At 41.7% G+C, this 23,474-nt stretch carries 21 protein-coding genes; all 21 read right to left on the bottom strand.

All coding sequences use genetic code 11. The features are described 5' to 3' along the window. Positions 1-57: 57 nt before the first annotated feature. Positions 58-1,923 (bottom strand): beta-glucoside-specific PTS transporter subunit IIABC, encoded by a 1,866-nt coding sequence (locus IGJ45_RS15410; protein ID WP_409531093.1) that lies wholly within the window; start codon positions 1,921-1,923, stop codon positions 58-60. Between the two features lie 137 nt (positions 1,924-2,060). Further along, the gene (gene licT / locus IGJ45_RS15415) at positions 2,061-2,900 is read right to left on the bottom strand and encodes a BglG family transcription antiterminator LicT (RefSeq protein ID WP_409531092.1); all 840 of its coding nucleotides are present in this window, start codon (positions 2,898-2,900) and stop codon (positions 2,061-2,063) included. Between the two features lie 280 nt (positions 2,901-3,180). Further along, on the bottom strand, positions 3,181-4,077 hold the full coding sequence (gene rarD, locus IGJ45_RS15420) for an EamA family transporter RarD (RefSeq protein WP_409531091.1): 897 nt from the start codon (positions 4,075-4,077) through the stop codon (positions 3,181-3,183). Between the two features lie 242 nt (positions 4,078-4,319). Further along, positions 4,320-5,126 carry a MurR/RpiR family transcriptional regulator gene (locus IGJ45_RS15425; RefSeq protein WP_003129292.1) on the bottom strand — a complete coding sequence of 269 codons (807 nt, stop codon included), beginning with the start codon at positions 5,124-5,126 and terminating at the stop codon, positions 4,320-4,322. 61 nt (positions 5,127-5,187) lie between these two features. Then, positions 5,188-6,069 carry an N-acetylglucosamine kinase gene (locus IGJ45_RS15430; RefSeq protein ID WP_176333263.1) on the bottom strand — a complete coding sequence of 294 codons (882 nt, stop codon included), beginning with the start codon at positions 6,067-6,069 and terminating at the stop codon, positions 5,188-5,190. Between the two features lie 268 nt (positions 6,070-6,337). Next, positions 6,338-6,658 (bottom strand): PTS lactose/cellobiose transporter subunit IIA, encoded by a 321-nt coding sequence (locus tag IGJ45_RS15435; RefSeq protein WP_003129290.1) that lies wholly within the window; start codon positions 6,656-6,658, stop codon positions 6,338-6,340. A gap of 38 nt (positions 6,659-6,696) precedes the next feature. Next, on the bottom strand, positions 6,697-6,969 hold the full coding sequence (locus IGJ45_RS15440; RefSeq protein ID WP_003129289.1) for a hypothetical protein: 273 nt from the start codon (positions 6,967-6,969) through the stop codon (positions 6,697-6,699). Next, entirely contained in the window at positions 6,966-8,228 is a 1,263-nt protein-coding gene (locus IGJ45_RS15445; RefSeq protein ID WP_003129288.1) for a PTS sugar transporter subunit IIC, read from the bottom strand. Before IGJ45_RS15445 ends, IGJ45_RS15440 begins: the two co-directional genes overlap by 4 nt. A 16-nt stretch (positions 8,229-8,244) precedes the next feature. Next, positions 8,245-8,553: a PTS sugar transporter subunit IIB gene (locus IGJ45_RS15450; RefSeq protein WP_003129287.1), complete on the bottom strand. Its 309-nt coding sequence runs from the start codon at positions 8,551-8,553 to the stop codon at positions 8,245-8,247. 5 nt (positions 8,554-8,558) lie between these two features. Beyond that, entirely contained in the window at positions 8,559-9,995 is a 1,437-nt protein-coding gene (locus IGJ45_RS15455; protein WP_003129286.1) for a glycoside hydrolase family 1 protein, read from the bottom strand. 178 nt (positions 9,996-10,173) lie between these two features. Further along, positions 10,174-11,595, bottom strand: coding sequence for an MDR family MFS transporter (locus tag IGJ45_RS15460; protein ID WP_176333264.1), 1,422 nt, complete (start codon positions 11,593-11,595; stop codon positions 10,174-10,176). Beyond that, entirely contained in the window at positions 11,579-12,034 is a 456-nt protein-coding gene (locus IGJ45_RS15465) for a MarR family winged helix-turn-helix transcriptional regulator (RefSeq protein ID WP_176333265.1), read from the bottom strand. Before IGJ45_RS15465 ends, IGJ45_RS15460 begins: the two co-directional genes overlap by 17 nt. A gap of 149 nt (positions 12,035-12,183) precedes the next feature. Then, on the bottom strand, positions 12,184-13,197 hold the full coding sequence (locus IGJ45_RS15470; protein ID WP_005469887.1) for a tRNA dihydrouridine synthase: 1,014 nt from the start codon (positions 13,195-13,197) through the stop codon (positions 12,184-12,186). 111 nt (positions 13,198-13,308) lie between these two features. Continuing rightward, positions 13,309-14,484 (bottom strand): multidrug effflux MFS transporter, encoded by a 1,176-nt coding sequence (locus tag IGJ45_RS15475; RefSeq protein WP_113849046.1) that lies wholly within the window; start codon positions 14,482-14,484, stop codon positions 13,309-13,311. 336 nt (positions 14,485-14,820) lie between these two features. Beyond that, positions 14,821-15,441, bottom strand: a complete 621-nt coding sequence (locus tag IGJ45_RS15480; protein ID WP_409531090.1) for an AAA family ATPase — start codon at positions 15,439-15,441, stop codon at positions 14,821-14,823. Then, positions 15,438-16,310: a class II fructose-bisphosphate aldolase gene (locus IGJ45_RS15485; RefSeq protein ID WP_081131127.1), complete on the bottom strand. Its 873-nt coding sequence runs from the start codon at positions 16,308-16,310 to the stop codon at positions 15,438-15,440. Before IGJ45_RS15485 ends, IGJ45_RS15480 begins: the two co-directional genes overlap by 4 nt. A gap of 21 nt (positions 16,311-16,331) precedes the next feature. Further along, positions 16,332-16,721: a hypothetical protein gene (locus IGJ45_RS15490; protein WP_081131128.1), complete on the bottom strand. Its 390-nt coding sequence runs from the start codon at positions 16,719-16,721 to the stop codon at positions 16,332-16,334. A 20-nt stretch (positions 16,722-16,741) separates the two neighbouring features. Next, positions 16,742-18,031, bottom strand: coding sequence for a PTS sugar transporter subunit IIC (locus IGJ45_RS15495; RefSeq protein ID WP_103300480.1), 1,290 nt, complete (start codon positions 18,029-18,031; stop codon positions 16,742-16,744). A gap of 20 nt (positions 18,032-18,051) precedes the next feature. Continuing rightward, positions 18,052-18,354 carry a PTS sugar transporter subunit IIB gene (locus tag IGJ45_RS15500; RefSeq protein WP_409531089.1) on the bottom strand — a complete coding sequence of 101 codons (303 nt, stop codon included), beginning with the start codon at positions 18,352-18,354 and terminating at the stop codon, positions 18,052-18,054. Between the two features lie 28 nt (positions 18,355-18,382). Beyond that, entirely contained in the window at positions 18,383-20,461 is a 2,079-nt protein-coding gene (locus IGJ45_RS15505; protein ID WP_409531088.1) for a BglG family transcription antiterminator, read from the bottom strand. 322 nt (positions 20,462-20,783) lie between these two features. Further along, a complete protein-coding gene (locus IGJ45_RS15510) occupies positions 20,784-23,471 on the bottom strand; it encodes an HAD-IC family P-type ATPase (protein WP_409531087.1) in 2,688 nt (895 codons plus the stop codon). Positions 23,472-23,474 lie beyond the last annotated feature (3 nt).

Below are 23,474 nucleotides of genomic sequence, written 5' to 3' on the forward strand. Positions count from 1 at the left end.
GTTCCTTCCGTTGGATAGCTATTTCTTTTACAATTCACTGATTAAGACGCACCAGGTTTATTTGACGATCGCTAAGAAATCTTCCCCTTGCAAGACGTCTTCTTGATTCATATCCAACACATCTAAATAGTTCGGCGTATTCGTAACAACAATTGGCGTAACGGTTGAATACCCGGCTTCTTTGATTAGGGAAAGATCAAATTTGACTAATAGATCACCTTTTTTCACTTGATCCTCTTGTTTGACAAAAATCTCAAATCCTTTGCCCTCAAGCTCAACAGTATCCATTCCAATATGCATCAAGATCTCTACCCCATCTGTCGTTGTCAAACCAATCGCATGTCCTGTTGGAAATAGCGTAGTAATCGTCCCGCCAGCAGGCGCGACTAATGTACCGTTTGCTGGATCGATGGCAATCCCTTTGCCCATTGCTCCAGATGAAAAGACTTGGTCTTTCACTTCATTCAGTGGAACAACTCTACCAGCCAATGGACTGCTTAATACGACCCGCTCATTGGTAGTGGATGGTGCAGGTACTTTTGATTTTTCTGTATCTGTATCTGCGGGATTCGGTTGATCTTCAAAGCGCAAAACAAAAGTTAAGACAAAAGCTGCGCCAAAAGCAACGGCCGTTCCAATCGCAGCGGCAATCAAACCACTCATATCTTGTGTGTCTTGAGGGATAAAGGATGGTAAGCTCAAGAGACTGACTAAACCAAAAGTATAGTTCTTAACTTGACTGAAACCGACGATTGCACCACCGATCGCACCACTAATACATGCAGCAATAAACGGTTTTTTCAATGGCAACGTTACTCCATATACAGTTGGTTCCGTGATACCAAACAATGACGTGATCGTTGATGAAAGAGCCAATCCTTTCAGCTTGACGTTTTTGGTGATAAAGAAGACGGCTAGTGCTGCTCCACCTTGTGCCAATACAGCTGGCAATAGCATCGGCACCATTGTATCAAAACCAAATTGTGTCAAGTTCACCATCGCAATCGGCACAAAGCCCCAATGCATTCCAAACATCACAAATACTTGCCATAATCCCCCCATGATTGCTCCAGCAAGAATTGGGCTGAGATTATAGATTGCATCATAGCCGCTGCCTAACAAGTTCCCAACGATCGTTCCCAATGGACCCACAACGATAAATGTCACTGGTGCCATGATCAAGAAGACAGCTAACGGCACACAGATGATCTGTAGGAAACTAGGAATCACCTTTTTAAAGAAACGTTCCACATAGCTTTGTAAAAAGACGGCCAAAATGATCGGAATGACCGAGGAGGTATAGGCGCTGGCCCCAATGATTACTGGAATACCTACAAAACTCAATGTTTGTCCTGCTAATTCTGTGATACTTGGGTGAACAAGTGCCATGGCCAAAGAAACAGCTAGAAATTCATTGGTTTTAAATTTTTTCGCTGCTGTAAAAGCCAACATCACAGGTAAGTAAGTAAAGAGCCCATCAGCAATGGCATACCAAACCGTGTAGACGCCAGAATCGGCCGCCAGCCAATTCATCGTCACTGCTAATGTCAGAAATCCTTTGAGAACCCCGGCCCCAGCCATTGCGCCTAAAAATGGGGTAAAGATCGATGAGATGATATCGATCAATTGATTCAGCGGATTTCCTTTTTCAGCAGATTTTTCTGATTCGCCATCAAAATTGGCGACCCCTGTTAGTTCGCGATAGACATCACTGACATGGCTGCCGATGACGACTTGATATTGTCCGCCACTTTGTACGACTTGGATCACGTCATCGTCTTGATTCAACCGATTTGTATCCGCTTTCCCTTCGTCTTTTAGTTTGAAACGCAAGCGCGTCGCACAATGGACCACACTGTTGACATTTTCTTTGCCGCCGACCGCATCCAGGACGCGGACTGCTATTTCTTTGTTTGTACTCATTTCCAAACACTCCTTTTTTAATAAAATAAAAAACCCAGATTGAAAAAACACGGTTAACAAGCGCAAACTTGCTAACTGCTGTCTTTTCAATCTGGGTCTTGCCTGCTGTACAGTAACAATCCGTTAATGATTGAATGTTAATTTGGTTCGTTGACAACGCGTTCAATATGGATCGTCAAGTAGATCATTTCTGACTCGCCGATTGGCTTGCCATACGTTTTGATCAGATATTCGTTGATCCGCTGGACTGTCTGAAAGGCTTTCGGGTATTTTGCCTGAATCAGTTCAAACAGGAATTCGTCCTTCTCGCCTGAAAGGTCATCACTTAAATACCGTTGAGCGAAATAGTGAAGATGAGTCGTGATCCGTTGATAATTCAAGGAATCAGGATTAAAGACTTTGCCATAGAAACGACTGATGATCGCTAACACATCACGAACGATCTCAACGGCTTGCATCGTCGTCTCCATTGTTCCATTGGCTTGCTCACTATTGACAATGTGAAAGGCGATAAATCCTTTCTCCGCTTCGGGAAGCGAAACACCAAAGTTCTTTTCAAAGCGTTCGACCGCTTTAGCAGCGATAGCGTACTCCTTAGGATAAAATTTTCGAGTCTCAAACAATAGTGGATTCGGTATTTCAATTCCTTCTCGAGCCCGCATCAAAGCATAGTGAATATGATCCGTCAGCGTTAAGTAAATATTCGGTGAAAGTTCGACTCCCAACACTTGCTCTGCTTCGTCGATCACTTGCTTGACTGCTTCGACCTCTTCTGTAGGAATATCCGCAAATAATTGTTGAAATTGATTTGCGGTGAAAGAGTCCTTCAAAACAAATTCTTTCTCCACAAATGCGTCGTCGATCACATCGCCGATTTTTTTCTTAAATGCGATGCCGCGTCCCATATAGATGACTTCTTCGCCGGCATCATTGGTGGAGACCACGACATTATTATTCAATATTTTTCCAATAACCATCGTTTTCCCTCATTCCAAAATAAAAAAACCTAGAATTTCCCCATAAATCTGCGGTCAATTCTGGTTTTGCCTGCCGAACAGTAACAATCCGATGTAACTGAAAAAATAATAGCACATCCTTTTTGAGATTGCAACCCTTTTCACGCAAGATTCTTTCTCCAAAAAATTAGCGGTTCTAATGGACAAGCTAGATAGTTGTTTTATTTTTCAGAATCTTGTTCGCTCGCAACAACTCCGTTAAGACAATTCATTTCCAAAAATCGTCTTAACGGAGTTGTTGTCAGTTGTTGCTTAGGTCTCGCCGGCGTTTCCATACTGCACCTAAAGTGCCATACGTGAATACTGCGATACCTAACCAAATAAATCCAAACGCGGTGAACTGCGCCAAAGAATAAGATTCGTGAAACAAGAAAACAGCTAGTAATAGCATGATCGTCGGATTTACATACTGGATAAAGCCTAATGTGATGTAAGAAATGCTTTTCGTTGCTTCCGCAAACAGCAGCAATGGGATGGCAGTCACGACGCCGGCACCAATAAGTAAAAGATTGGTAGATAATGGATAAGCCATCAATCCAACAGAAGAAAAACCTAAAATATAAATCAATGCCGCTGGCAAAATAACAAAGGTTTCAACTGTTAATCCCGTTGCAGAACTGATTGGTATGTGTTTTTTGATGAGACCATACGTGCTGAATGAAAAAGCCATGATCAGTGAAGCATAAGGGATCGCACCAGTTTGCACCGAAAGCATGATCACTCCGACAGCTGCCAAACCACAAGCAATCATCCCCGACCGACTCAACCGTTCTTTCAAAAAAACAGTTGCCAACAAAACATTGACCAATGGATTGATGTAATAACCTAAGCTAGCTTCCATAACATGGCCGGCACTGACAGTAAATATAAAAGTAAACCAATTGATTGAAATCAAGATCGCCGCCAAAATGATCATTCCTGCAAACTTTTTATTTTGCCAGATCCGCTTCAATTCAGAGACAAACTGTTGCCATCTGCCGCTAAGTCCGATAAAGCCAAGCATAAAGACAAATGACCAAATAATACGGTAGCACATGATCGCCAATGGCGAGACACCAGTGATCAGTTTCCAATAGAGGGTGATCAGCCCCCACAGCACATACGCTGTGATTCCCAACACGGTTCCTTTATTTTTCATTTTCCTAGTCGCTTTTTACCTTGTCAACGTACCAATAGTCCAAGAAAAAAACTTCCCTCCTCAAATATAAGTTATCTTATTATAACGAAAATAAAGTTTTTTCCTAGTATTTCATGAAAAAAACAAAAAAAGTCCCAACCGATAGCTTTCAAAATTTGAAAAATCGGTGGGATTTTTGAGAAACAGCGTTTAATCATTTGTTGCTTATACTCTATTGGTTACTAACTTCATAGCAGACGACCTTATTTTTCTTTTACCGATAAGCGGCGCATATAAAAATAGAAAAGCAAATCAATCGTAACAATTTGCAAAATAATCGAATGAGTGGCCCCACTTCCGTAATGACCATTCTTGATATCTTCTGTCCGTGCTGTATGAATAGGTGTATCTACTTTTTTAGTCAGCTGGTTCTGCCCTAATTGAGACATTCCTAAGGTCGGCATACCAAGGCTTTTCGCTATTTCTACTAATGATAAAACATCGCGGTTTTTCCCTGAATGGGAGATTCCCCAAAACAAACTGTCTGCGCCATCATTTTTCATTTGTTGTGTCAGAAGATACCGATCTTTATCAAAAATCACTGTTTTTCCAATCCGAGTCCATTTTTGACGAATATCCTCTGCTGCTAGAACGGAAGTTCCTACACCATAAACATAGATTCGTTTAGCATGAAACATTTTGTCTACTACTTGTTGCACGGTTTGTTCATCTAATATAGGATCCGTTGCGTCAATAATCATCTTATTGTTTCTAAGAATCTTATTTTTAGCCGTTTGAAACGAATCATCATTTTGAATATCGCTATATTCATTATAGATTCGATTTTCAATATCTTTGGTTAAGGCTAACTTAAAGTCAGAAAATTTACTGAATCCCAATTTTTTAGAAAATCGAATGACCGCTGCTGGACTTGTATTCGAATGAACGGCTAACACATTAGATGTCATAGTAGGTATTTCATCAAGATTCTCGACAATATAATCTGCTAACTTCAAATCCGTAGTCGAAAGTTCATTTTTGATACTTTCAATAGTTGTTACTACACTCATTTCTGTCCCCCTCTACTGCATAGTTGCTTCAGCAATTAGTTACTTCTATTTTACATTAAATTCATGTCGAACTGAGAAGTTTACGATAAAAATAAAAGGCACCTTTTGTATTTGGTGAATCACTTAAAACCACTTCCGTAATTTGATCTTGGAGACGAGCAACAACCGATTCTCGAATAAAGTGATTTTTTTCTAGCACTGAACCTGCTAAAGCTAACTTCACTTGGGTTTGGTTCATTCTGTTTAGTAACAAACGAATCATTTCGATCAGTTCGTCAGCAGTTTCTTGTAAAAGTTTATGAGTGATGGGGTCGTTTAAATGCGCCTTCGAAAAAAACAATGATTTTTGTGCAACTTCAGCCTTGTTCATCTGATAAAGTTCACTAATTGCTTTAGCTGGATCGTTCATATCTAAAAAAGATAGAAAGTCTTGGGAGAATCTAGACAAAGGTGAACCATGGTCCATTTCTTGTGCAATATGGCGATAGCATTTCAGTGCTAGAGCATAGGCACTTCCTTCATCCCCTACTAAATGTCCCCAGCCCCCTACTCGATAGAAGTTTCTGTCAACAGATCCATAGGCGACTGATCCGGTCCCAGAAATAATCAAAGCGCCATCCGATCCTTCAAGTTTATTGATTAACCCTAAGTGAGCATCAGAAATCACTTTGGTTTTTTGAAACTGCTGCAGCTCATGTTGAACAAGATGATGTAACCCACTCGTCTCTATACCTGCAATTCCAGCTAAAACGCCGATGCAATTGCCTGATTGATGTTCTAAAACAGACTGGATCCCTTGTCTCAAAACTGCTAATGTACGATTTGTATCTACCACAATATTTCCAGCTGACAGGTGCAAATCAAAGAGTGCTCTTCCCTTTTTGTCATATGTAGTAAATTGGGTCTTTGTCCCCCCAGCATCAATTCCTAGTACATAATTCATTTCTTTTCCTCCTAAAAAACTGCAATAGAAACGTTCCGACAATCTAGTGAGTATCTGATCAGTGATAAAAAACGACTATCAGCATTCGAACAGTATTCGAAGATAATGGATCATTATATCTCCTTTAGTACTGCTTGCTAAGAAGAGAGGATTTCCCCAATAGGTTTAAATCCTTATCAAATCATTGCTTTATGAACGGCTTTATTCAGCAGTTTACGAGTCACTGTATCATTTGTCGAGGATCGTTTCTATCACAGCTTAATGGATGTTAGTTCTGATTGAATTGATTCAATTGCTGTTGCATTTTAATCAGTCGTTCAATCAATGCTTGCTCGCTCATTGTTGTCATTAACTGGTCTTGCGCATGAATCAACAAAAGACTGATCTGCCCTTGACCTTTTAGATCATCTTGAATCAATTTCGTCTGCAAATTATGAGCAATGGTCATCTCTGCTTCTGCCTGTTGCATACACATTACCGATTGCTCATGATTGTCTGCTTCTGCTGCATCCAACGCTTCAAAAAGCATTCCTCGCGCATTGCCACTATGAACGATTAATTCAAAAATCACTGCTTCGATATTTTCCATGATATCACCTACTTCATTTAAAATCATTTTTTTCATGGTTAGAACTGATAAATAAACAACTCGCAAATAAGGAACATTGCTGCAAAGGTTACAATCGAAAAATAAGCATACCGTTTCATGGTAAATTTTTCTTTTCGGTCAACATATAACGCAATCGCTGGAAAGATAAGACTGATAGAAACCAAATTCCCTATAAATAAAAACGTCTCAGACTGAACGTATGAATTGATTGCAATCAACAAGATGTTCACGCTAAAAACAGTTCCTAAATAAAATAATGCACCTTTGAACTGCATTCTTGTTTTTCTCATGCTTCGCCTTCCATTTCTTGCATTAATTGTTTATTGTCATAAATCTTGAAGAAGGGATAATAAACGACCGTAGCGATCAATATGTTAACAATGACCAATAGAATAGCTCGCCAATCTCCTCCGGTAGCCAAATACGCGCCGATTGGTGCCGGTAAAGTCCATGGTGGCTGCACAAACATCAAGTGCACCCAACCAGCTTTAAATACCAGCCAAGTAACCGTTGTCATCAAAATCGGTGCTAACACAAAAGGAACAAAGAATATCGGATTTAGCATGATTGGAAATCCAAAAATCACTGGCTCATTGATATTGAAGATGCTTGGAATCAGACAAGCTCGACTAATGGACTTGGTATACTTGGCTTTTCCAAAAAGAATCGCGCAAATAATCAAGCCAATTGTCGCGCCAGATCCTCCAATCCAAATGAACCATTGAAAGAATGTTTCTGGAGCAATATGGGTAGGGGTTTGATGGTTTGCAACTTTTTCGGCATTCTCAGTAAAAAATTGAAGCCAAATCGGACGTGCCACTGAGCCAACGATCGAGTCACCATGAATCCCAAAAAGCCAGAAAAAAGTAACCAAGAAAACTGGAACTAGGACCCCTAAGAAAGTATCTCCTGCTTTTACTAAAGGTGAAAAAAGAGTTTGGATCACTTGTTCAATATTCACTTTAAAGACAACATTAATCGTTCCAATCACTATGATAATAATTGCTGCTGGAATTACGGCCTCAAAGGAGCGTGCGACAGAGCTAGGAACTTGTTCCGGCATTTTAAACATAATCTTTTTGGTTTTACAAAATCGTAAAACTTCAACCGCAAAAATGGCTAAAACCATACACGGGAAAATCCCCACTGATCCGAGTGATTCCATTGGCAACATCAATCCTTGATCGAACTGTACCGGCATAATACTTAATAGAAAAGCTGCCACCGATAATTGTGCTCCGGTCAAAGGATCTAACTGATAACTTTTCGCTAAATTGTATCCGATTCCAAAACAAATATACAGAGACATAATCCAAAATGTCATCCGATAGGGAATTAGAATTTCCGTAATGTGATCTGTTGCCCATTGGTGAATTGCCCAGTTTTCTGGAACAGGCGGAAAAGCAATGATCAGAAAGAAACTACCAACAATAATAAACGGAATCGCCGAAACAACCCCATCACGAAGCGCTCGAAGATGTCGTTGCTCAGAGATCTTCGACATTGGTAACGCAACCTTGTCCTCTAGCATTTCAAAGAAATGATTCATTTTTATCCTCCTTTTCTCAACTCAAACTTTCAATAATTTTCAAGAGATTCTTGCCACCTAACGGACTGTAATCTGTGGGTTTGATCAATTCAATAGGAATATGTGCTTCATCTGCGGACTGTTTAAACAAGCTAAAGCGATGCTTTACTTGTGGGGCTACAAAAATAATGTCCCAATCTTTTTCTTGGATAACTGAATCCGCCTCACCACTTCCTACTGCAGAACTTGTTAGAGCAATTCCTTTTTTTTCGGCTTCTTTGTCTAGCGCTTTTTCTACAATTGCACTAGACATCCCACCAGAACAGATAAATAGAACTTTTTTCATTTGATTTACTCTCCCTTCTTATTTTTTTCAATAAAAGAACGATACCAATAAAAGCTATCTTTCTTGTATCTACGATAATCTCCATTCCCCTCATTATCAGCATCAACATAAATGACACCATAGCGTTTATCCATCTCACAGCTGCCTGCGGATACAATATCAATGATCCCCCAAGCAATATACGCAATAACGTTGACCTGATCGATATCTCTAGCTTTAACTATTTCAGCAAAGTGCTCTTTGAAATAATCAATTCTGTAGGAATCATGAATTGTGCCATCTGCCTCGAGTTGATCTTTCGCACCGAAGCCATTTTCAGCGATTATAACTGGTTTTCTATAGCGGTCATAAACTTTATTTAATGTTGTTCGCATACCGATAGGATCAATTTGCCATCCCCAATCACTTGCTTTTAAGTAAGGATTTTTCGTTGTAACTACTAAATTCCCTGCAGTTTTTTCTGCTTCCTCGGTTGTTACCACACTGGAAGAATAATAAGAAAAAGAAACAAAGTCGCAAGTATATTCCTTCAGAATCTGGCGATCTTCTGCGGTTATATCTAGATCAACAGAATTTTTCTCAAAAAAAGAATGCATATAATAGGGGTATTCCCCTTGCATAAGCACATCACTGCAAAACCACTGATTAATCTGTTCCTCTTTCACTAATTTCAAATTATCTTCTGGTTTTGGTGTCAACGGATAATAGCAGAAACACGACACCATGGAACCAAAGATTCCAGGAATATCCATTTTTCGTGCCAGCTGAATCGTTTTTGCATTTGCAACAAATTGATAATGTAGTGCTTGAAATACATCTTGATAGATATAGTCACCATTGCTTGGTTTGATTAATCCTGTACCGTTATAGGGACTAAAAAAGCCGGCATTTATTTCATTAAATGGCAACCAAAAATCCACTTGATTTCCCCATCGAGACAAAACAAACTCTGCAAAAGAGAGGTAATGGTCAATCATTTCACGATTCTTCCACCCACCGATGCTTTCCACCAAATAAAGTGGCACCGCATAATGATTCATTGTCAAAAAAATTTTGATTCCTTTCTTCTTTAATTCCCGAAAAATCGAATCATAATATGCCACACCTTGTTCATTTGGTTGCTCTTCATTCCCCAGTGGAAATAATCGTGACCAGCTAATCGAGAAACGATATAAATCAATCCCTAACTCGCTTAGCAGCTGTAGATCTTCCTCCCAGTTTTCGTATCCTTTCGTCCCTTTTCTAAACGGATAAAATTGGGTAGTTTCTGATTCTTTTGCTTCATTGATCACCTCTTGAGTCAACAATCGCGTTTGGATTGTTGCATTATTACTTCGAGGAAGATAGGGACGGCAATCTTGTGTATCTATCCCTTTCCCATCCTTATATCCACCTTCATATTGACTAGCTGCGGTTGCACCGCCCCAGTAAAACGTTCTCAATAGTATTCACTGCCTTTCTCTTTGTGACAGCTTCATTATAGATCTTATGATTATTTTTTTCAATATTTTATTAAATGTTTTGATTATTTTTTTCAAAAAAAGAGATTTTTCATATGAAAGAAACATTCAAAATTAAAAAAAACCGCTTCGCAAAAAGCGAAGCGATTTGACTAGTTGATTAATTTTCTACTTCTATCAGAACTTCTGTGCGACTATCTTTGATCAAAAATAATCCCGTGAACAATAGCAGTCCCGAAGCGACGGTCATGACTAAAAACGAAACATTCATGCCGTGGAGCAAAGCGGCGGAGCCAGTCAATGTATGACTGTTGCGGGCGACCGTATTCATGATCCCAACAAAAACAGCTGTGCCGATGGCGCCGGCGACCGTCCGCAGCGATGTCAGTAATGCGGTACCATGAGCAGTCAATTCTGGCGGGATATTTTTATTGCCCCAGGTAACAAATGGCATCAATAAACAGCCCGTGGCGGCACAGCGTAAAATATTCAGGCAGACCGCCATCCAAATTCCTGTATGTATATGAATAAAAAACATACCGATATTACTTAAAACTAACGAACTGCCGCCAATGATCGTTAAGATGCGGATACCGACTTTGTCATAGATACGGCCAGCGATAGGACTCAAAAAGGCAGAAACTAACGAACCTGGCAATACCACCAACCCTGAGATTGTTGCAGATTTTCCAAGAATGGATTGTACATACAAGGGCATCAGCATTGAAGAGCCCATTAAAACAAGATAGAGTAAAATACTCCCAAACACACTTAGCGCATACTCTTTCGTTTTGAGGACCCGCAGATCCAAGAAGGGCACTGCCGCTTTCATTTGGCGGCGGGCAAATAAGATGCCGCCAATCAAACCTACGAGCAATGCACCCAATACAGGGAGACTGGTAAAGCCATAGGTTCCTAGATTCCCGAACCCTAATGTGAAGCCGCCAAAAGTCACAGCGCTGAGTAAAAAGGAGAGCAGATCAAATTTTTTCTTCGTTACATCCAAGACATCTTCAAAGACATTCAACGCCCAAATCAACGAAACAAAAACAATGGCAGCGACAATATAAAAAATGGCATGCCAGTTCAATTTATCAACGATCATTCCAGCTAATGTAGGGGCGATCACTGGTGCGGCAGTGATCGATAACCCATACCAACCCATGATTGCACCAATTCGATCCATTGGATAGATCGTCAATAGAATCACTTGAGCCATTGAGATCAAAATACCATTACCAATGGCTTGGAGGATACGAGACATCATCATAATGGGGAAGTTCGGTGCTAACGCACATAGAACCATCCCAATAAGAGCGATTACCAATGCGGAAAGATATAATTTTTTGGTAGGTACCCGATTCATCAAAAAAGCGGTCAACGGCATGACGATAGCCATGGCGAGGGAATAGCCGCTGGTCAGCCACTGTCCAGTGGTCACAGAAATTTGCAAGTCGGCCACGATGGCCGGTAATGCGGTGGTCAATGCGGTGGATAACATCGTTAGTGCGATACAAGTAAGAATCAGATTAATAAAAATAAATGTTCTTTTACGGTTTGTCAGATTACTCGGTTGGTTCAATAGATTCCGCCTCCATGCGTTGGTAATAAGCTTCAATTTTTTCTAACCCGCGACCAAAGGCTTGTTTTTCTTCTTCTGTTAGATCGGTCAGCATATCTTGGTGTGCTTTGCTGCGTTTTTGTTTCATCGCAGCAGCTTCAGCTCTTCCTTCTTTCGTTAATGAGATCAAGTGGATTCGTTTATCTTGCGGAGATGTTTCTTTTTTGATCCAGCCTTTTTTCTCCATTTTTTTTAAGAGCTCCCCTGCTGATGTCGAGCGGATCGCCAAATAGGCGGCTAAGTCTTTCTGATTCAGTGTGCCGCGCTCGTCCAAAACTAACAAACAGTTGAACTGACCCCGCCCAGGCATGAAGGGACCATATTTTCTTTCAGAATAACGACGATTCAATTTATACACTTCAAAAAACCGTTCAACGATCTTTTGCTCTGAGTAAGACATATGTATTGCTCCTTTTTTGTTCATTAAAACCAATTAAATAGGTACCTACTTAACAGACTGCTCTCTATTTTACATAGGTACCTATCTATTGTCAAGGTTACTTCTACATACAAAAAAAAGCATTTCTCTCCTTGGAGAGAAATGCTCAGTTATTTGTGCTCTTCAGCAGCATCAGATACTTCTTCAGACAATGTTCCCGCAGCTTTATTAGCATGAAACTCTGCTAGAAGTCTGCGAACTTCATCCGTCGACTTAGTCGTCATCAATTGTGCGCGCAAATCGCTCGCCCCAGGAAATCCTTTGACATAAATCTTAAAGAAGCGATGCAATCCGGCAATGGATCGGGGAACCATCGTAGCATAATGGTCTTGCAGGTCTAGCTGCAATTGCAGCAACCCTAATAATTCCTCCGATGAGTGTTCTTTTGGTTCTTTCTCAAAGGCATAGGGATTTTTGAAAATGCCCCGTCCAATCATGATTCCGTCTACGCCATACTGTTGGGCTAACGCTAGTCCTGCTTGACGATCTGGAATATCGCCATTGATAGTGATCAATGTTTGAGGTGCCACTCGATCACGAATCGCTAGAACTTCTGGGATCAGATCCCAATGGGCAGGGACTTTACTCATCTCTTTGCGGGTCCGCAAATGAACAGAAAGATTGGCAATGTCTTGCTGCAACAAGTGAGTGATCCAAGCTTCCATCTCAGCCATTTCTGTGTAGCCGATCCGTGTTTTGACGCTGACTGGCAACCCACCTGCTTTTGCCGCTTCAATCAACTCAGCCGCCACATCGGGACGCAAGATCAAGCCGCTGCCTTTGCCGCGACCGGCAACATTTGGGACAGGACAGCCCATATTGATATCGATCCCTTTAAATCCCATTTCCGCCATTCCAATACTCATTTGCCGGAAAAATTCCGGCTTGTCTCCCCAAATATGGGCGACGATCGGTTGCTCGTCTTCTGTGAATGTCAGTCGACCACGAACACTCTCGATCCCATCTGGATGGCAGTAACTATCTGAATTGGTAAATTCCGTAAAGAAGACATCTGGCGCCCCTGCTGTCTGCACAACATGGCGGAACACTACATCTGTCACATCTTCCATTGGTGCTAAAATAAAAAAAGGCTTCGGTAACTCCGCCCAAAAATTTGTTGTCATGCTTTCCGCTCCATTTCTTAGTGACCGGATCACTTCTTTGATCCAACTTACAAAAACATAGTCATTATACTAGGAATAAGCAAAAGAAGCAAAAAGCGAGACCATCCGCACTCATGGCCTCGCTTCTTGTTTCATTACTCGATAGACGCCTAATGCACCGATTTCGCACAAAAAGATCAGTAACGCTAGTGGAAGATAGGTATGACTGCCCATGATACCCACTAGCGGCGTACAGATGATCCCGATGCTGTACATGCCGATCCCTAAGATCGAGGAAGCGACCCCAGCGTGTTCACCTTGCCGATCCATCGCTAATGTAGTTACCACCGAATTGACGATCCCTAATGTCGCCACGACCAGAAATAGCCCAATGATCGCTAATGCAATAGAATTTCTGATGCCACTCAGCATCACCAGTACACTGCCAATAAAACCGATCACCAATCCGCTGCCTAATTGCTGGACTAGGGACAATCGCCGCGATAAAATCCCCGAAAGCTCCGCAGTCACAATGATACCGATCCCGTTGATACCGTACAAGAGGCTATACATTTGATCACTGAGCCCATAGACATTTTGGAACATGAAAGAGGATCCTGAAATATAACTAAACAATGCACCATAAATAAATCCTTGGATAAGCACCAGTAACACAAAGATGCGATCAGACAATACTGCCCGCCAGCCAGATTCCATCTGATGGATGTGTTCTTGCGGCTGTAATGTTTCCTGATAGCCAAAGAGAATACCAAGCAATAGCAGGATGCCTAAACCACCCAAAAAAAGAAAAATCGTTTGCCAAGAAGCCACTGCCAAAATCGCACTGCCTAGCAGTGGGGAAATGATCGGGAAAATACCGTTCACTGCAATCAGCATCGCAAAAAACTTCGTCAGCCGTTCGCCGGTAAATAAATCTTTCGCAATCGCACGGGTCAAAACGATCCCTGCGGAACTGGCGATTCCTTGCAAGAGACGCAAAGCTAGGAATAACCAGATATTTCGCACGAAGGGAACAAGTAAACAGCAAAGAATCGCTACGGTTATCCCTATAGCAAGAGGTTTCTTGCGCCCAATCCGGTCACTAAGTGTTCCGATTGCTAATGGACCTAATGCTAAACCAATCAGACACATGGTCAAACTCATTTGTGTGAGAGAAGCACTGATTCCTAATTCTTCTTGAATGACTGGAAAAGCCGGTAAATAAGCATCCATTAGTAAAGGGCCATAGGCGCTCAATGTGCCAAGCAATAAGGACAGCCAAATGATCCTACCTTTTGATAACTCCATTTTTCCTTCTCCTTTCCTATCTAAAAAACCTACCTCTAGAATACTAGCTGATTCCGTGGTGATTTTCAATGAGAATTTTTCTTAATTTCAGATATTTTTAAACAACTAAAACAATTCGTTTGGATATGGCTTTTTTTTAGTTTTTGGTTCTAAGAAGCTTTAAAGACAATAGGGCGTTTCACCCTTCAATTCCTAACAGATCTCGAAAAAAGCTTATTGCCTTCTCCCTACCAAAAAACTAGTAGTAAGAAAACAATAAGCGTTTCACATGAAGATAATTATTGAGTGATTTGAGCCATGAAAAGCCAGTGGCAGTATTTCAGCGATCATTTTTACTTACTCATCTTGTTGAATCTGGTACACTAACTGATCGAGCAATGGACCATAATCTACTCGCTGATAATCCGTCACATCAAATTCATAGAGCGTTCCCAAAGCAAATTCAGCGTACTTTCGTTCATTGATGATTCGTCGGAATTCTTCCTTTGTAATATGATTGGTTCCTAATGAACGGTCTTCTAAACTATCGCCATAATGATAGTGATCCATGATATAGCTCAAATGCCGTTCCGGCTCCCGATCTCGCTGGTAACGCCGTTCCCACAACACTTCGAAATCAGCCGTTAAGCGAATCGTGATTACTTCATAAGCATAAGTATCAGCAAGGTCTCGCAAGCGTCCTTTTTGCTTATCGCTAAATGGATACTCCGAAACAATGACTTTTTTCCCCGCTTCCATATATAACTCTAATGCGCGATAAAAGAACGGATAGACTTTCGTTCTTTCTTGCTCGGCCCGTTGAGATAAATCATCAAATCCCACAGAATCCGCATAATATTCTTTGATTTCGTCAATGGTGATCGTATACATGTCGGGCAACCGTTGCTTCAGTAGCTGCAGGAGATATGTCTTGCCAGTTCCTGGGCTGCCAGCTAAAAGAATAAGATACTTTTTCATTTTACTTTTCTCAATGACGTTGGGCTTTCCACATTCATGAACAAGCCGATTTTATGTTTCACTGTTTCTTTGATAGCTTCGTTTGCCGGAATGACATTGTGTCTTAAAGACTTGTTGATTTCTGTTTCACCAAAGGTCGTTTTAGCAGCTTTCGTCCACTGTACCAACAGCTCGGTCCCAACATTGAATTTGCGGATGCCATTGTTGATCAATGCCGGATAATCTTCTTCTTTGACTCCGGTTCCCCCATGGATCACTAGTGGAACATCTACTCGTGCATCAATTTCTTTTAGCAAGGGAATATTGACTTCCGTTTTTGATTTGAATTGTCCATGGTTCGTCCCAATAGCAATTGCTAATGCATCCACTCCGGTCTCTTTGACAAAGACCAACGCATCTTCTGGTTTTGTATAAACTTTGTCATCTTCAGCCACATGGATCCCTTCTTCTGTCCCACCAATCGTTCCCAACTCGCCTTCTACCGAGACGCCATGCGCATGGGCATATTCCACCACCGCTTTTGTCTTCAAAATGTTTTCTTTGAAGGGTAAATGAGAACCGTCATACATCACAGAGGTATAGCCGCTGTCGATCGCTTCTTTGATATCATCAAAATCCCGTGCATGATCCAAATGCAAGACCGCATCGACCATTTCCTCCTCCGCGATAGCTTTCATCACATGGACCAAGACATTCATCCCAATGTATTTAGCAGTATCGACACTCGTCTGAATAATGATTGGTGCTCCCATTTCTTTGGCCGCGCGCAGCATCGCAGGAAGCATCTCTAAATTGTGGGTATTAAAAGCCCCCACCGTAAAATTCAATTCTTCCGCTGTTTTCGTGACTTCTTTTAACGTTGTGTACATAATCAAATCCACCTTATCTTATTATTTATTACCGGTAATCGTGACTTGTTTCGCGATTTGCCGCATCTCATCCATTTTCCCCATATAATAATCGATCCCTTGATCATCACCGGCTCGGGCTGCTTCGGCTCGTTTCTTATTGTACAAATGCATCAATTTCTTATACCCATCGCCAATACTTTTTTGATTCGCTAAACTCTGCTCTAAAAGTTGAATCGCTTGATCGCATTCATTCAAAGCTGCATAGTTAAGACCAGCTTGTTCTAAAAGTGCTGCTAATTTTCGTGAGTCTTGGCTCACGGCTATTTCTTGATTCAATTGATCGATCTCTCTTTGAAGCTGCTCCACTGTCTCAGGTGCTAATTCAGTTATTTCTTTTGCTTCCTTCTTCTTGTTAAAAAAACCAAACATCACGTTTCCCTACTTTCCGATTAAAAGGCTTTTAGGATTGGGCTTAAAATCCAGGCATACAAGAGTGCAGCAACTACAGTGTCGACATCCGTCGCAGTTGCATTGACAAAACCCATTGAATTGAAGATCGTTACGAGTAATGCTGGCAATAAGGTGATGAAGAATCCGTGAGCGATACCGCCGATGATGGCACCGCGTCTACCGCCAACCGCATTTCCAAAAATACCAGCTGTCCCGCCGGCAAAGAAATTTGTCAACATCCCCGGCAAAATCATTGCTAGTCCAAACATTGGCAATGTAAACATCGCAATTACCGTTCCAATAGTCGTTGTGATAAATCCTAAGATGACAGCATTTGGACTATAAGGGAAGAACACTGGACAATCCAGTGCTGGAATCGCATCAGGAACCAGCTTCATCGCGATCCCTCGGAATGCCGGAACAATCTCCCCTAACAATAAACGGACGCCCGCCAACAATACATAGACCCCTACGACAAATTGAATCGCTTGAAGGAAAGCAAACATGATATAGTTTTGCCCACCAGATAGTTCAGAAGCAAAGGATTCCCCTGCGAATAAAACAGTCACAATATAAAGGGGAACCATTACGACCATCACAGATAAGTACGTATCTTGGAGAAATTCAAAATGGGAAGGTAGTTTGATGTCTTCAATCGATTTCTTGTTTTCGCCTCTTTCCCCAAAAAGCTTAGCGACGCCTGCTTCAAATAAATAGCCGATGGTGCAGAAGTGTCCTAATGCGATATCATCAGATCCGGTTACTTTGCGGATGATCGGTTGTGCGATCGCTGGCATAGCCACGGCGAAGACTGCGCCGACAAAGCCACCAACTAAAATCAGGACAATTCCGCGTAAGCCAGCGAAATAGCCAAATACCGTGGTCATCGTAGCCATCCACAGAATGGCTTGTCCCGTCAAGAAAATGTATTTCCATTTTGTAAATCGTGCCAGCAAAATATTAAAGACAAAAATAGCTAAGAAAGTTAATGCAATATCTCTGCCTAGACCAAGTTCATTCATTGCTTGCCCATTGATTGCTTCAATGGAAGGGATAATGCCTTGCATTTGAAACCCTTCGGTAAATATTTGACCAAAATAAGTCAAACTACCGACAATAATGCTGGAACCCGCACTTAATACTTGGAAGCCTAGAAGAGTTTTCAATGTCCCCGAAATGATTTGTCCGGTTGACTTCTTTTGCAGAATCAGCCCTAACATCGCAATCAATGCAATCGTGATTGAGGCTTGTGTCAAAATATTCTCGATAATAAAATTGATAACGCCCATCTTTTTCCCTCTTTCCTTTCTTAAATAACGCCCTTTGCTTGTAACACCGGTGTTAGCTTCTCTTCGATCTCTGCTTTAGAAACAATATTCTTCAAATACACCATGGCAGTCTGTGGATCAATGGAGAATTTCTCGAATTGGGTTCGGAAATTTTCTGCCGTGATGATAACATCCGGTTTCATGGAAACCGCGGATGAAATATCACAATGATCCAGTTTGGCTGTCACTCCTAGCTTGGTCAAAACATCTTCTGCTGACATCTGCGCTGCAAAACTGCTGCCTAATCCTGCCCCACATACAAATAAAATCTTCAGTTTGTTCATCTGTCTTCTCCCCTTTTTTTATCCTCACTTAAAAAAGTAATTGTTTAAATTGATCAATGGTTGTACATGCAATCAGCTGATTGAGTTTTGCTTCATCATTGATCAGTTCAATCAGCTCTTTCATGATCGCTAGATGTGAATAGGAATCCACCGCGGCTAAACAAAAAATTATTTTCACTGGGTCCATTTCCGGATTGCCAAAATGGATCGGCTGATTCATGGTCACTACACTAACACCTAATGTATTGACACCATCTTCGGGTCGCGCATGGGCCAAAGCCAAGTGCTTCCCGATGACGATATAAGGCCCGTATTCTTCTACTGCATGGATCATTGCCTGAACATAGTGTTTCTCAATGATGTCCTCTTTGATCAATGGCTTGGCGGCAACTTCAATGGCTTCTTGCCAAGACGCGGCCTGGGCCTGTATCAGAATGTGATTGTCTGTCAGAATATCTTTTAACATTGGCTGGATCTCCCTTTTGTTGATTTCTAAATGATTGTTTTCAAATAATGTTTCTAATTTGGAATAGATCCTGCGATCGACTCGGCCGCCGCTTTCTGCTACTAGGTCCAAAACCTTGGTAAACAGAACTGTCGGTTCATTGTCGCTAGGTTCTAGCCGCTGATAGGTTTGATGCCGATCCAAGAATTCTGAAACGATTGACCGATTGGCATCCGTTAAGATCGGATCGACCACCAGCAGCGGTTTATTGCTATAGGGCAAATGAAATGTGCTGAAAATCAGATCAACATCCAATTTGTCAACGAGAGCAACTTCCTTTGAACTTAATACAGCCACGACTTCGATCTGGGGAAACTTTTCTTTCAAGTTCTCCGCCAATAGATTTCCGGTCGCCATCCCATGATTACAGACCACTACCGACTTGTAGATCGACGCTAGATCACGCTTGATCACACTGGCAATCGTTGAAAAGTGAATCACCAGAAAAGCGATCTCATCCTCAATGACTGTTGCTCCAATCACTTCGGCGATCGTTGGCATAAACAAAGTGACTGCTCGATAAATGGGTCCATAGTTCAAACGGATATTTTCTTTCAGAGGATTCATGACTTGGATCTTATTCTTTATCCTTACGATCAATGCAGCCATGTGCTTATAAAGATTTTCACATAATGTTTCTTCTTTTAAATGAAAAGGAATATGCGTTTCTTGCTCCACGAATTGAATCAGTTGAATGGTCAATAGTTGTGCTTGCACCCATTCAAGAGAATTGGATATATCTCTTGCGTTGAAAGTCTCAATCGTGAAACGAATATAGTTGCGCTCTACTTGAGGGACTGCTGTCAATTGAAATTCTTTGATGACCTGTTTAACAAAGTCGGAAAAACCGTCCTCTTGGTAATCGATGGTTTTCCAATTTACTGCCGAAATCAGCTCGTGCCTTTTTATTCGCTGAATCCAAATCCAAGTAAACAACAAAATCTGGTTTTTATAGAGATCATCTTCTTGCTTGACGATTTTTTCTGAATAGATTTTCTCCAGTCGCAGACTTTCTTCTCGGGGGAAATAATGATGGAAGATCGCCCGTGCTGGCGTAGTTTTTTCTTCTCTATTTTCAGAAAAATCGACTCTACCCAAATTTTGATTAACGAAATCATAGATCATTGTCCGAATGGCTCTTTCTGGTCCTTTATACAGCAGTCCTTGTTTGCCATAACTGACGATCTCGATCCCATACCTTAATAAATCTGCTCTTAAGCGACGCATGTCCTCATCCATCGTACTTTTAGAAATTTGAAAACGTGCTTCTTTGCGATTCAGAAAAACCGCTGTTTTCTCATAAGCGATCGATAAGACTAAATCGAAGGTCCGCTCTTGACGATTCAGCAAGTCTGCTTGTAAATGGTCCAACTGCGTTCTCACCTTTTGTTGTTGGCTGACTGTCAGATCTAAGAGGAAGCCTTGATTACGAATAGTTGCAACCTCAGGTAGCTGCTGCTGCCTCAACCACGTATTGACCTCCAAGACTTCTTGACGGATGGTCCGTTGACTCACATTGTATTCTGCAGCCAATTGTTCCGCTTTGAGCGGGTAGTGAGAAGAAATGAATTTTTGGATCAGTTCAACTGTTCTAGTTTTCATGATGGTTATTCCTTTCTGAATTCAGTATATGTTTCCGCTTACAAATAAAAAAGTAGACATTCCTTCCACTTGAACTGGCAGATACCTGCACCTCATCTGGTGGGATTGAATGATTAAATCATTTCTCTTGTTACTACCACAGCAACTGCTTTTTGTGAAGAGTCTGCTTGATAAAAGAAACAACAGCGAATAAAAAAACAAAAAAAGGAGGCTCTCATACATCGAGAGGCCTCCCTTTATAGCACTATTCAAAAAACTTACTCTTGTAAAATTGACTTTCCTAAAGAAAAGAGTTGTTCTGATTCAGTCAATGGTTATCTCGTTATTCACGAATCGCTTTATAGCCTACATTGTATTCTTTCCTATCCCGGAACCATTTGTCCAGTTCCGTGACTAGCAAAATAACGGCCCCGGAAAGCAGTGCGATCCCCCAACCGGTCAGTGATAGATTCGCCGTATGGAAAGCTTTTTGCATAAATGGCACATAGGTCAAGACAACTTGTAAAGCCACCATCACACCGATGATCAAAAAGGCTTTCGGATTGGTAAAGGACGCCTTCGAGAAAGCAGACTCGCTCGTACGAATATTGAACAAGTAAAAGATCTTACTTAACACAACAATGTTGACCATCATGGTACTCGCAACCGCTTGGTCGACGTCTTGTGTCAACAACCATTCATAGGCTAAAATGCTGATGACTGCCATCAACACTGAGACATAAGCCATTTGCCAAATATCATGATTATTCAATAATCTGTTCCCAGTTTTTCGAGGTTTCCGCTGCATGATTCCTTTTTCTGCCGGTTCAAAAATAAAGGCAAACTGGATCGTGATTGCCGAAACCATATTGATCCACAACAGCTGAGTGGCTTGCAAAGGCATGTCATTTTGCATCAAGATCGTAAAAGCAATGATCAAGCCTTCCGCAAATGAGGTAGGCAGCAGAAATAAAATGCTCTTTTTGATATTATCATAGATTCTTCGTCCCTCTTGGATCGCCGAAGCCATGGTGCCAAAGTTGTCATCGGTCAAAATCATATCTGCAGAATCTTTGGCGACGTCTGTTCCGCTGATTCCCATTGCTACCCCAATATCGGCCCGCTTTAAGGCAGGTGCATCGTTGACCCCATCCCCGGTCATAGCTGTCACTTTCCCTTTGGCTTGCAAGGCTTTGATAATTTCCAGCTTATTTTTAGGTGTTGTTCGAGCAAACACTTGATTCCTGATGACTGCGTCTTGAAAGTCACGCTCTGCCATTTGGTCCAGTTCAGAGCCAGTCACTACATTGATTTCTTTGGCCAATCCTAACTTTTCACCGATTGCTTTTGCTGTTAAAGGATGATCCCCGGTGATCATTTTGACTTGGACCCCAGCTTGCTTCATCTCCTGCAAAGAAGCGATGACTTCTTCTCGAGGCGGATCGATGATACCGGCGATGCCCAAAAGCTGCACACCTTCAGCAAAGACCGTTTCATCCAGTGAATCGACCGTCTGCTGGTCTGTTAGCGAACGATACCCCACTGCAACCACCCGTTTTCCTTCTGAAGACAACCCTTGGACCTTAGCAGACCAACTTTTTTCATTAAAGTTCTGGTCGTAGACCTTCGCCATGGCAAACAGCTTGTCTGGTGAACCTTTAACAAATAATAGGCGTTCCCCTGCCTGATTTTGTACCAGCTTTGCCATGTAGCGGTAGTCGGAATCAAAAGGCAGCATAGCGATTTCTTGATAGCCTGGGGTTTCGGGATAGGCAAATTTTTTGTAATAAAGGGTCAAGAAAGAGCCATCGGTTGGTTCGCCATTGATCCCCCAATGGTTCTCTTCTTCCACTAGCACAGTGTCATTCGCTTCAAATCCTGCTTCTAGGAATAAGGTTAGCTCCTGTTCATCTGCTTCGGTAACAGGAGAAAGCGGGAGAATATCCCCTTTCGGCTGATAGCCGTCGCCAGTGATCTGGTATTGCTGATGTGCTAAAACGATGTCCTTAACGGTCATCTCGTTTTTGGTCAAAGTTCCTGTCTTATCCGTAGCGATCACATCGACAGAACCTAATGTTTCAACAGCCGGCAATGTTTTGATGATGGTCTGCTTGTTTTTGGCCATTTCGCTGACCCCCATTGCTAAAACAACGGAAGTCGTTGCTGGCAAGCCTTCCGGGATCGAACCTACGATCATTGTCACAACGGCTAAAGAAAGTACAGAAAGAGCATAGGTTTCTAAAAACAGACTGACCACAAACAGGGCAATCGCGACCCCCATGATCACATAGGTAATACCCTTACCTAACCCATCTATTTCTTTCATCAAAGGAGTCTTGCGTTCTTCTGTGCGGTTCACTTCAAAAGAGATTTTGCCGATCTCTGTTGTTTGACCTGTAGCAATAACGATTCCTTTCCCGCTACCAGAGGTAACCGATGTCGACGCAAAAGCAATGTTGCTTTGTTCTGCTAAAGCGATAGCATCTTCTAGCAATGGCATGCTCGTTTTCTCAACCGAATCAGGTTCGCCTGTCAGCGGAGATTCCTGTATTCGTAGATTGTCTGCTTCAATGATCCGTAGATCCGCTGGTACATTGTCACCAGCTTCCAAGAAAACCACGTCACCGGGAACCACTTCTGCTGCTGCAATATCTTGGCGAGTGCCTTCCCGATAGACCGTCGCTTGTGTAGACAGCATTTGCTTGATGTGTTCCAGTGCGTCCGAGGCATTGGCTTCTTGATAATAGCCAATCAATGCATTGACCAAGACAACCGTTCCGATAATGATTGCATCCGAAAGGTGTCCCATGAGTAATGTCAATAGTGCAGAGAAGATCAAAATGTAAATGATCATATTGTTGAATTGCCGCAACAACAATTTCCATTTAGGGGTCTTTTTTGTTGCTAGCTGATTCAAACCAACTTCTGACAAACGTTGCGCTGCTTCCTTTTTAGTTAATCCTGTCCTATCCTTAAGTCCATATTTTTCCATTGTTTCTTCAATAGTAAGTTGATAGTTCTTTGTCTGCATTTT

The organism is Enterococcus sp. DIV0574, from assembly GCF_051711125.1.
Classification (GTDB): Bacteria; Bacillota; Bacilli; order Lactobacillales; family Enterococcaceae; genus Enterococcus_D; species Enterococcus_D gallinarum.

Coding starts and splice junctions, on each gene's coding strand:
- IGJ45_RS15410 (WP_409531093.1), bottom strand. CDS start 1,923: ATGAGTACAAACAAAGAAATAGCAGTCCGCGTCCTGGATGCGGTCGGC.
- licT (WP_409531092.1), bottom strand. CDS start 2,900: ATGGTTATTGGAAAAATATTGAATAATAATGTCGTGGTCTCCACCAAT.
- rarD (WP_409531091.1), bottom strand. CDS start 4,077: ATGAAAAATAAAGGAACCGTGTTGGGAATCACAGCGTATGTGCTGTGG.
- IGJ45_RS15425 (WP_003129292.1), bottom strand. CDS start 5,126: ATGAGTGTAGTAACAACTATTGAAAGTATCAAAAATGAACTTTCGACT.
- IGJ45_RS15430 (WP_176333263.1), bottom strand. CDS start 6,069: ATGAATTATGTACTAGGAATTGATGCTGGGGGGACAAAGACCCAATTT.
- IGJ45_RS15435 (WP_003129290.1), bottom strand. CDS start 6,658: ATGGAAAATATCGAAGCAGTGATTTTTGAATTAATCGTTCATAGTGGC.
- IGJ45_RS15440 (WP_003129289.1), bottom strand. CDS start 6,969: ATGAGAAAAACAAGAATGCAGTTCAAAGGTGCATTATTTTATTTAGGA.
- IGJ45_RS15445 (WP_003129288.1), bottom strand. CDS start 8,228: ATGAATCATTTCTTTGAAATGCTAGAGGACAAGGTTGCGTTACCAATG.
- IGJ45_RS15450 (WP_003129287.1), bottom strand. CDS start 8,553: ATGAAAAAAGTTCTATTTATCTGTTCTGGTGGGATGTCTAGTGCAATT.
- IGJ45_RS15465 (WP_176333265.1), bottom strand. CDS start 12,034: ATGTCTTACTCAGAGCAAAAGATCGTTGAACGGTTTTTTGAAGTGTAT.
- IGJ45_RS15470 (WP_005469887.1), bottom strand. CDS start 13,197: ATGACAACAAATTTTTGGGCGGAGTTACCGAAGCCTTTTTTTATTTTA.
- IGJ45_RS15475 (WP_113849046.1), bottom strand. CDS start 14,484: ATGGAGTTATCAAAAGGTAGGATCATTTGGCTGTCCTTATTGCTTGGC.
- IGJ45_RS15480 (WP_409531090.1), bottom strand. CDS start 15,441: ATGAAAAAGTATCTTATTCTTTTAGCTGGCAGCCCAGGAACTGGCAAG.
- IGJ45_RS15485 (WP_081131127.1), bottom strand. CDS start 16,310: ATGTACACAACGTTAAAAGAAGTCACGAAAACAGCGGAAGAATTGAAT.
- IGJ45_RS15490 (WP_081131128.1), bottom strand. CDS start 16,721: ATGTTTGGTTTTTTTAACAAGAAGAAGGAAGCAAAAGAAATAACTGAA.
- IGJ45_RS15495 (WP_103300480.1), bottom strand. CDS start 18,031: ATGGGCGTTATCAATTTTATTATCGAGAATATTTTGACACAAGCCTCA.
- IGJ45_RS15500 (WP_409531089.1), bottom strand. CDS start 18,354: ATGAACAAACTGAAGATTTTATTTGTATGTGGGGCAGGATTAGGCAGC.
- IGJ45_RS15505 (WP_409531088.1), bottom strand. CDS start 20,461: ATGAAAACTAGAACAGTTGAACTGATCCAAAAATTCATTTCTTCTCAC.
- IGJ45_RS15510 (WP_409531087.1), bottom strand. CDS start 23,471: ATGCAGACAAAGAACTATCAACTTACTATTGAAGAAACAATGGAAAAA.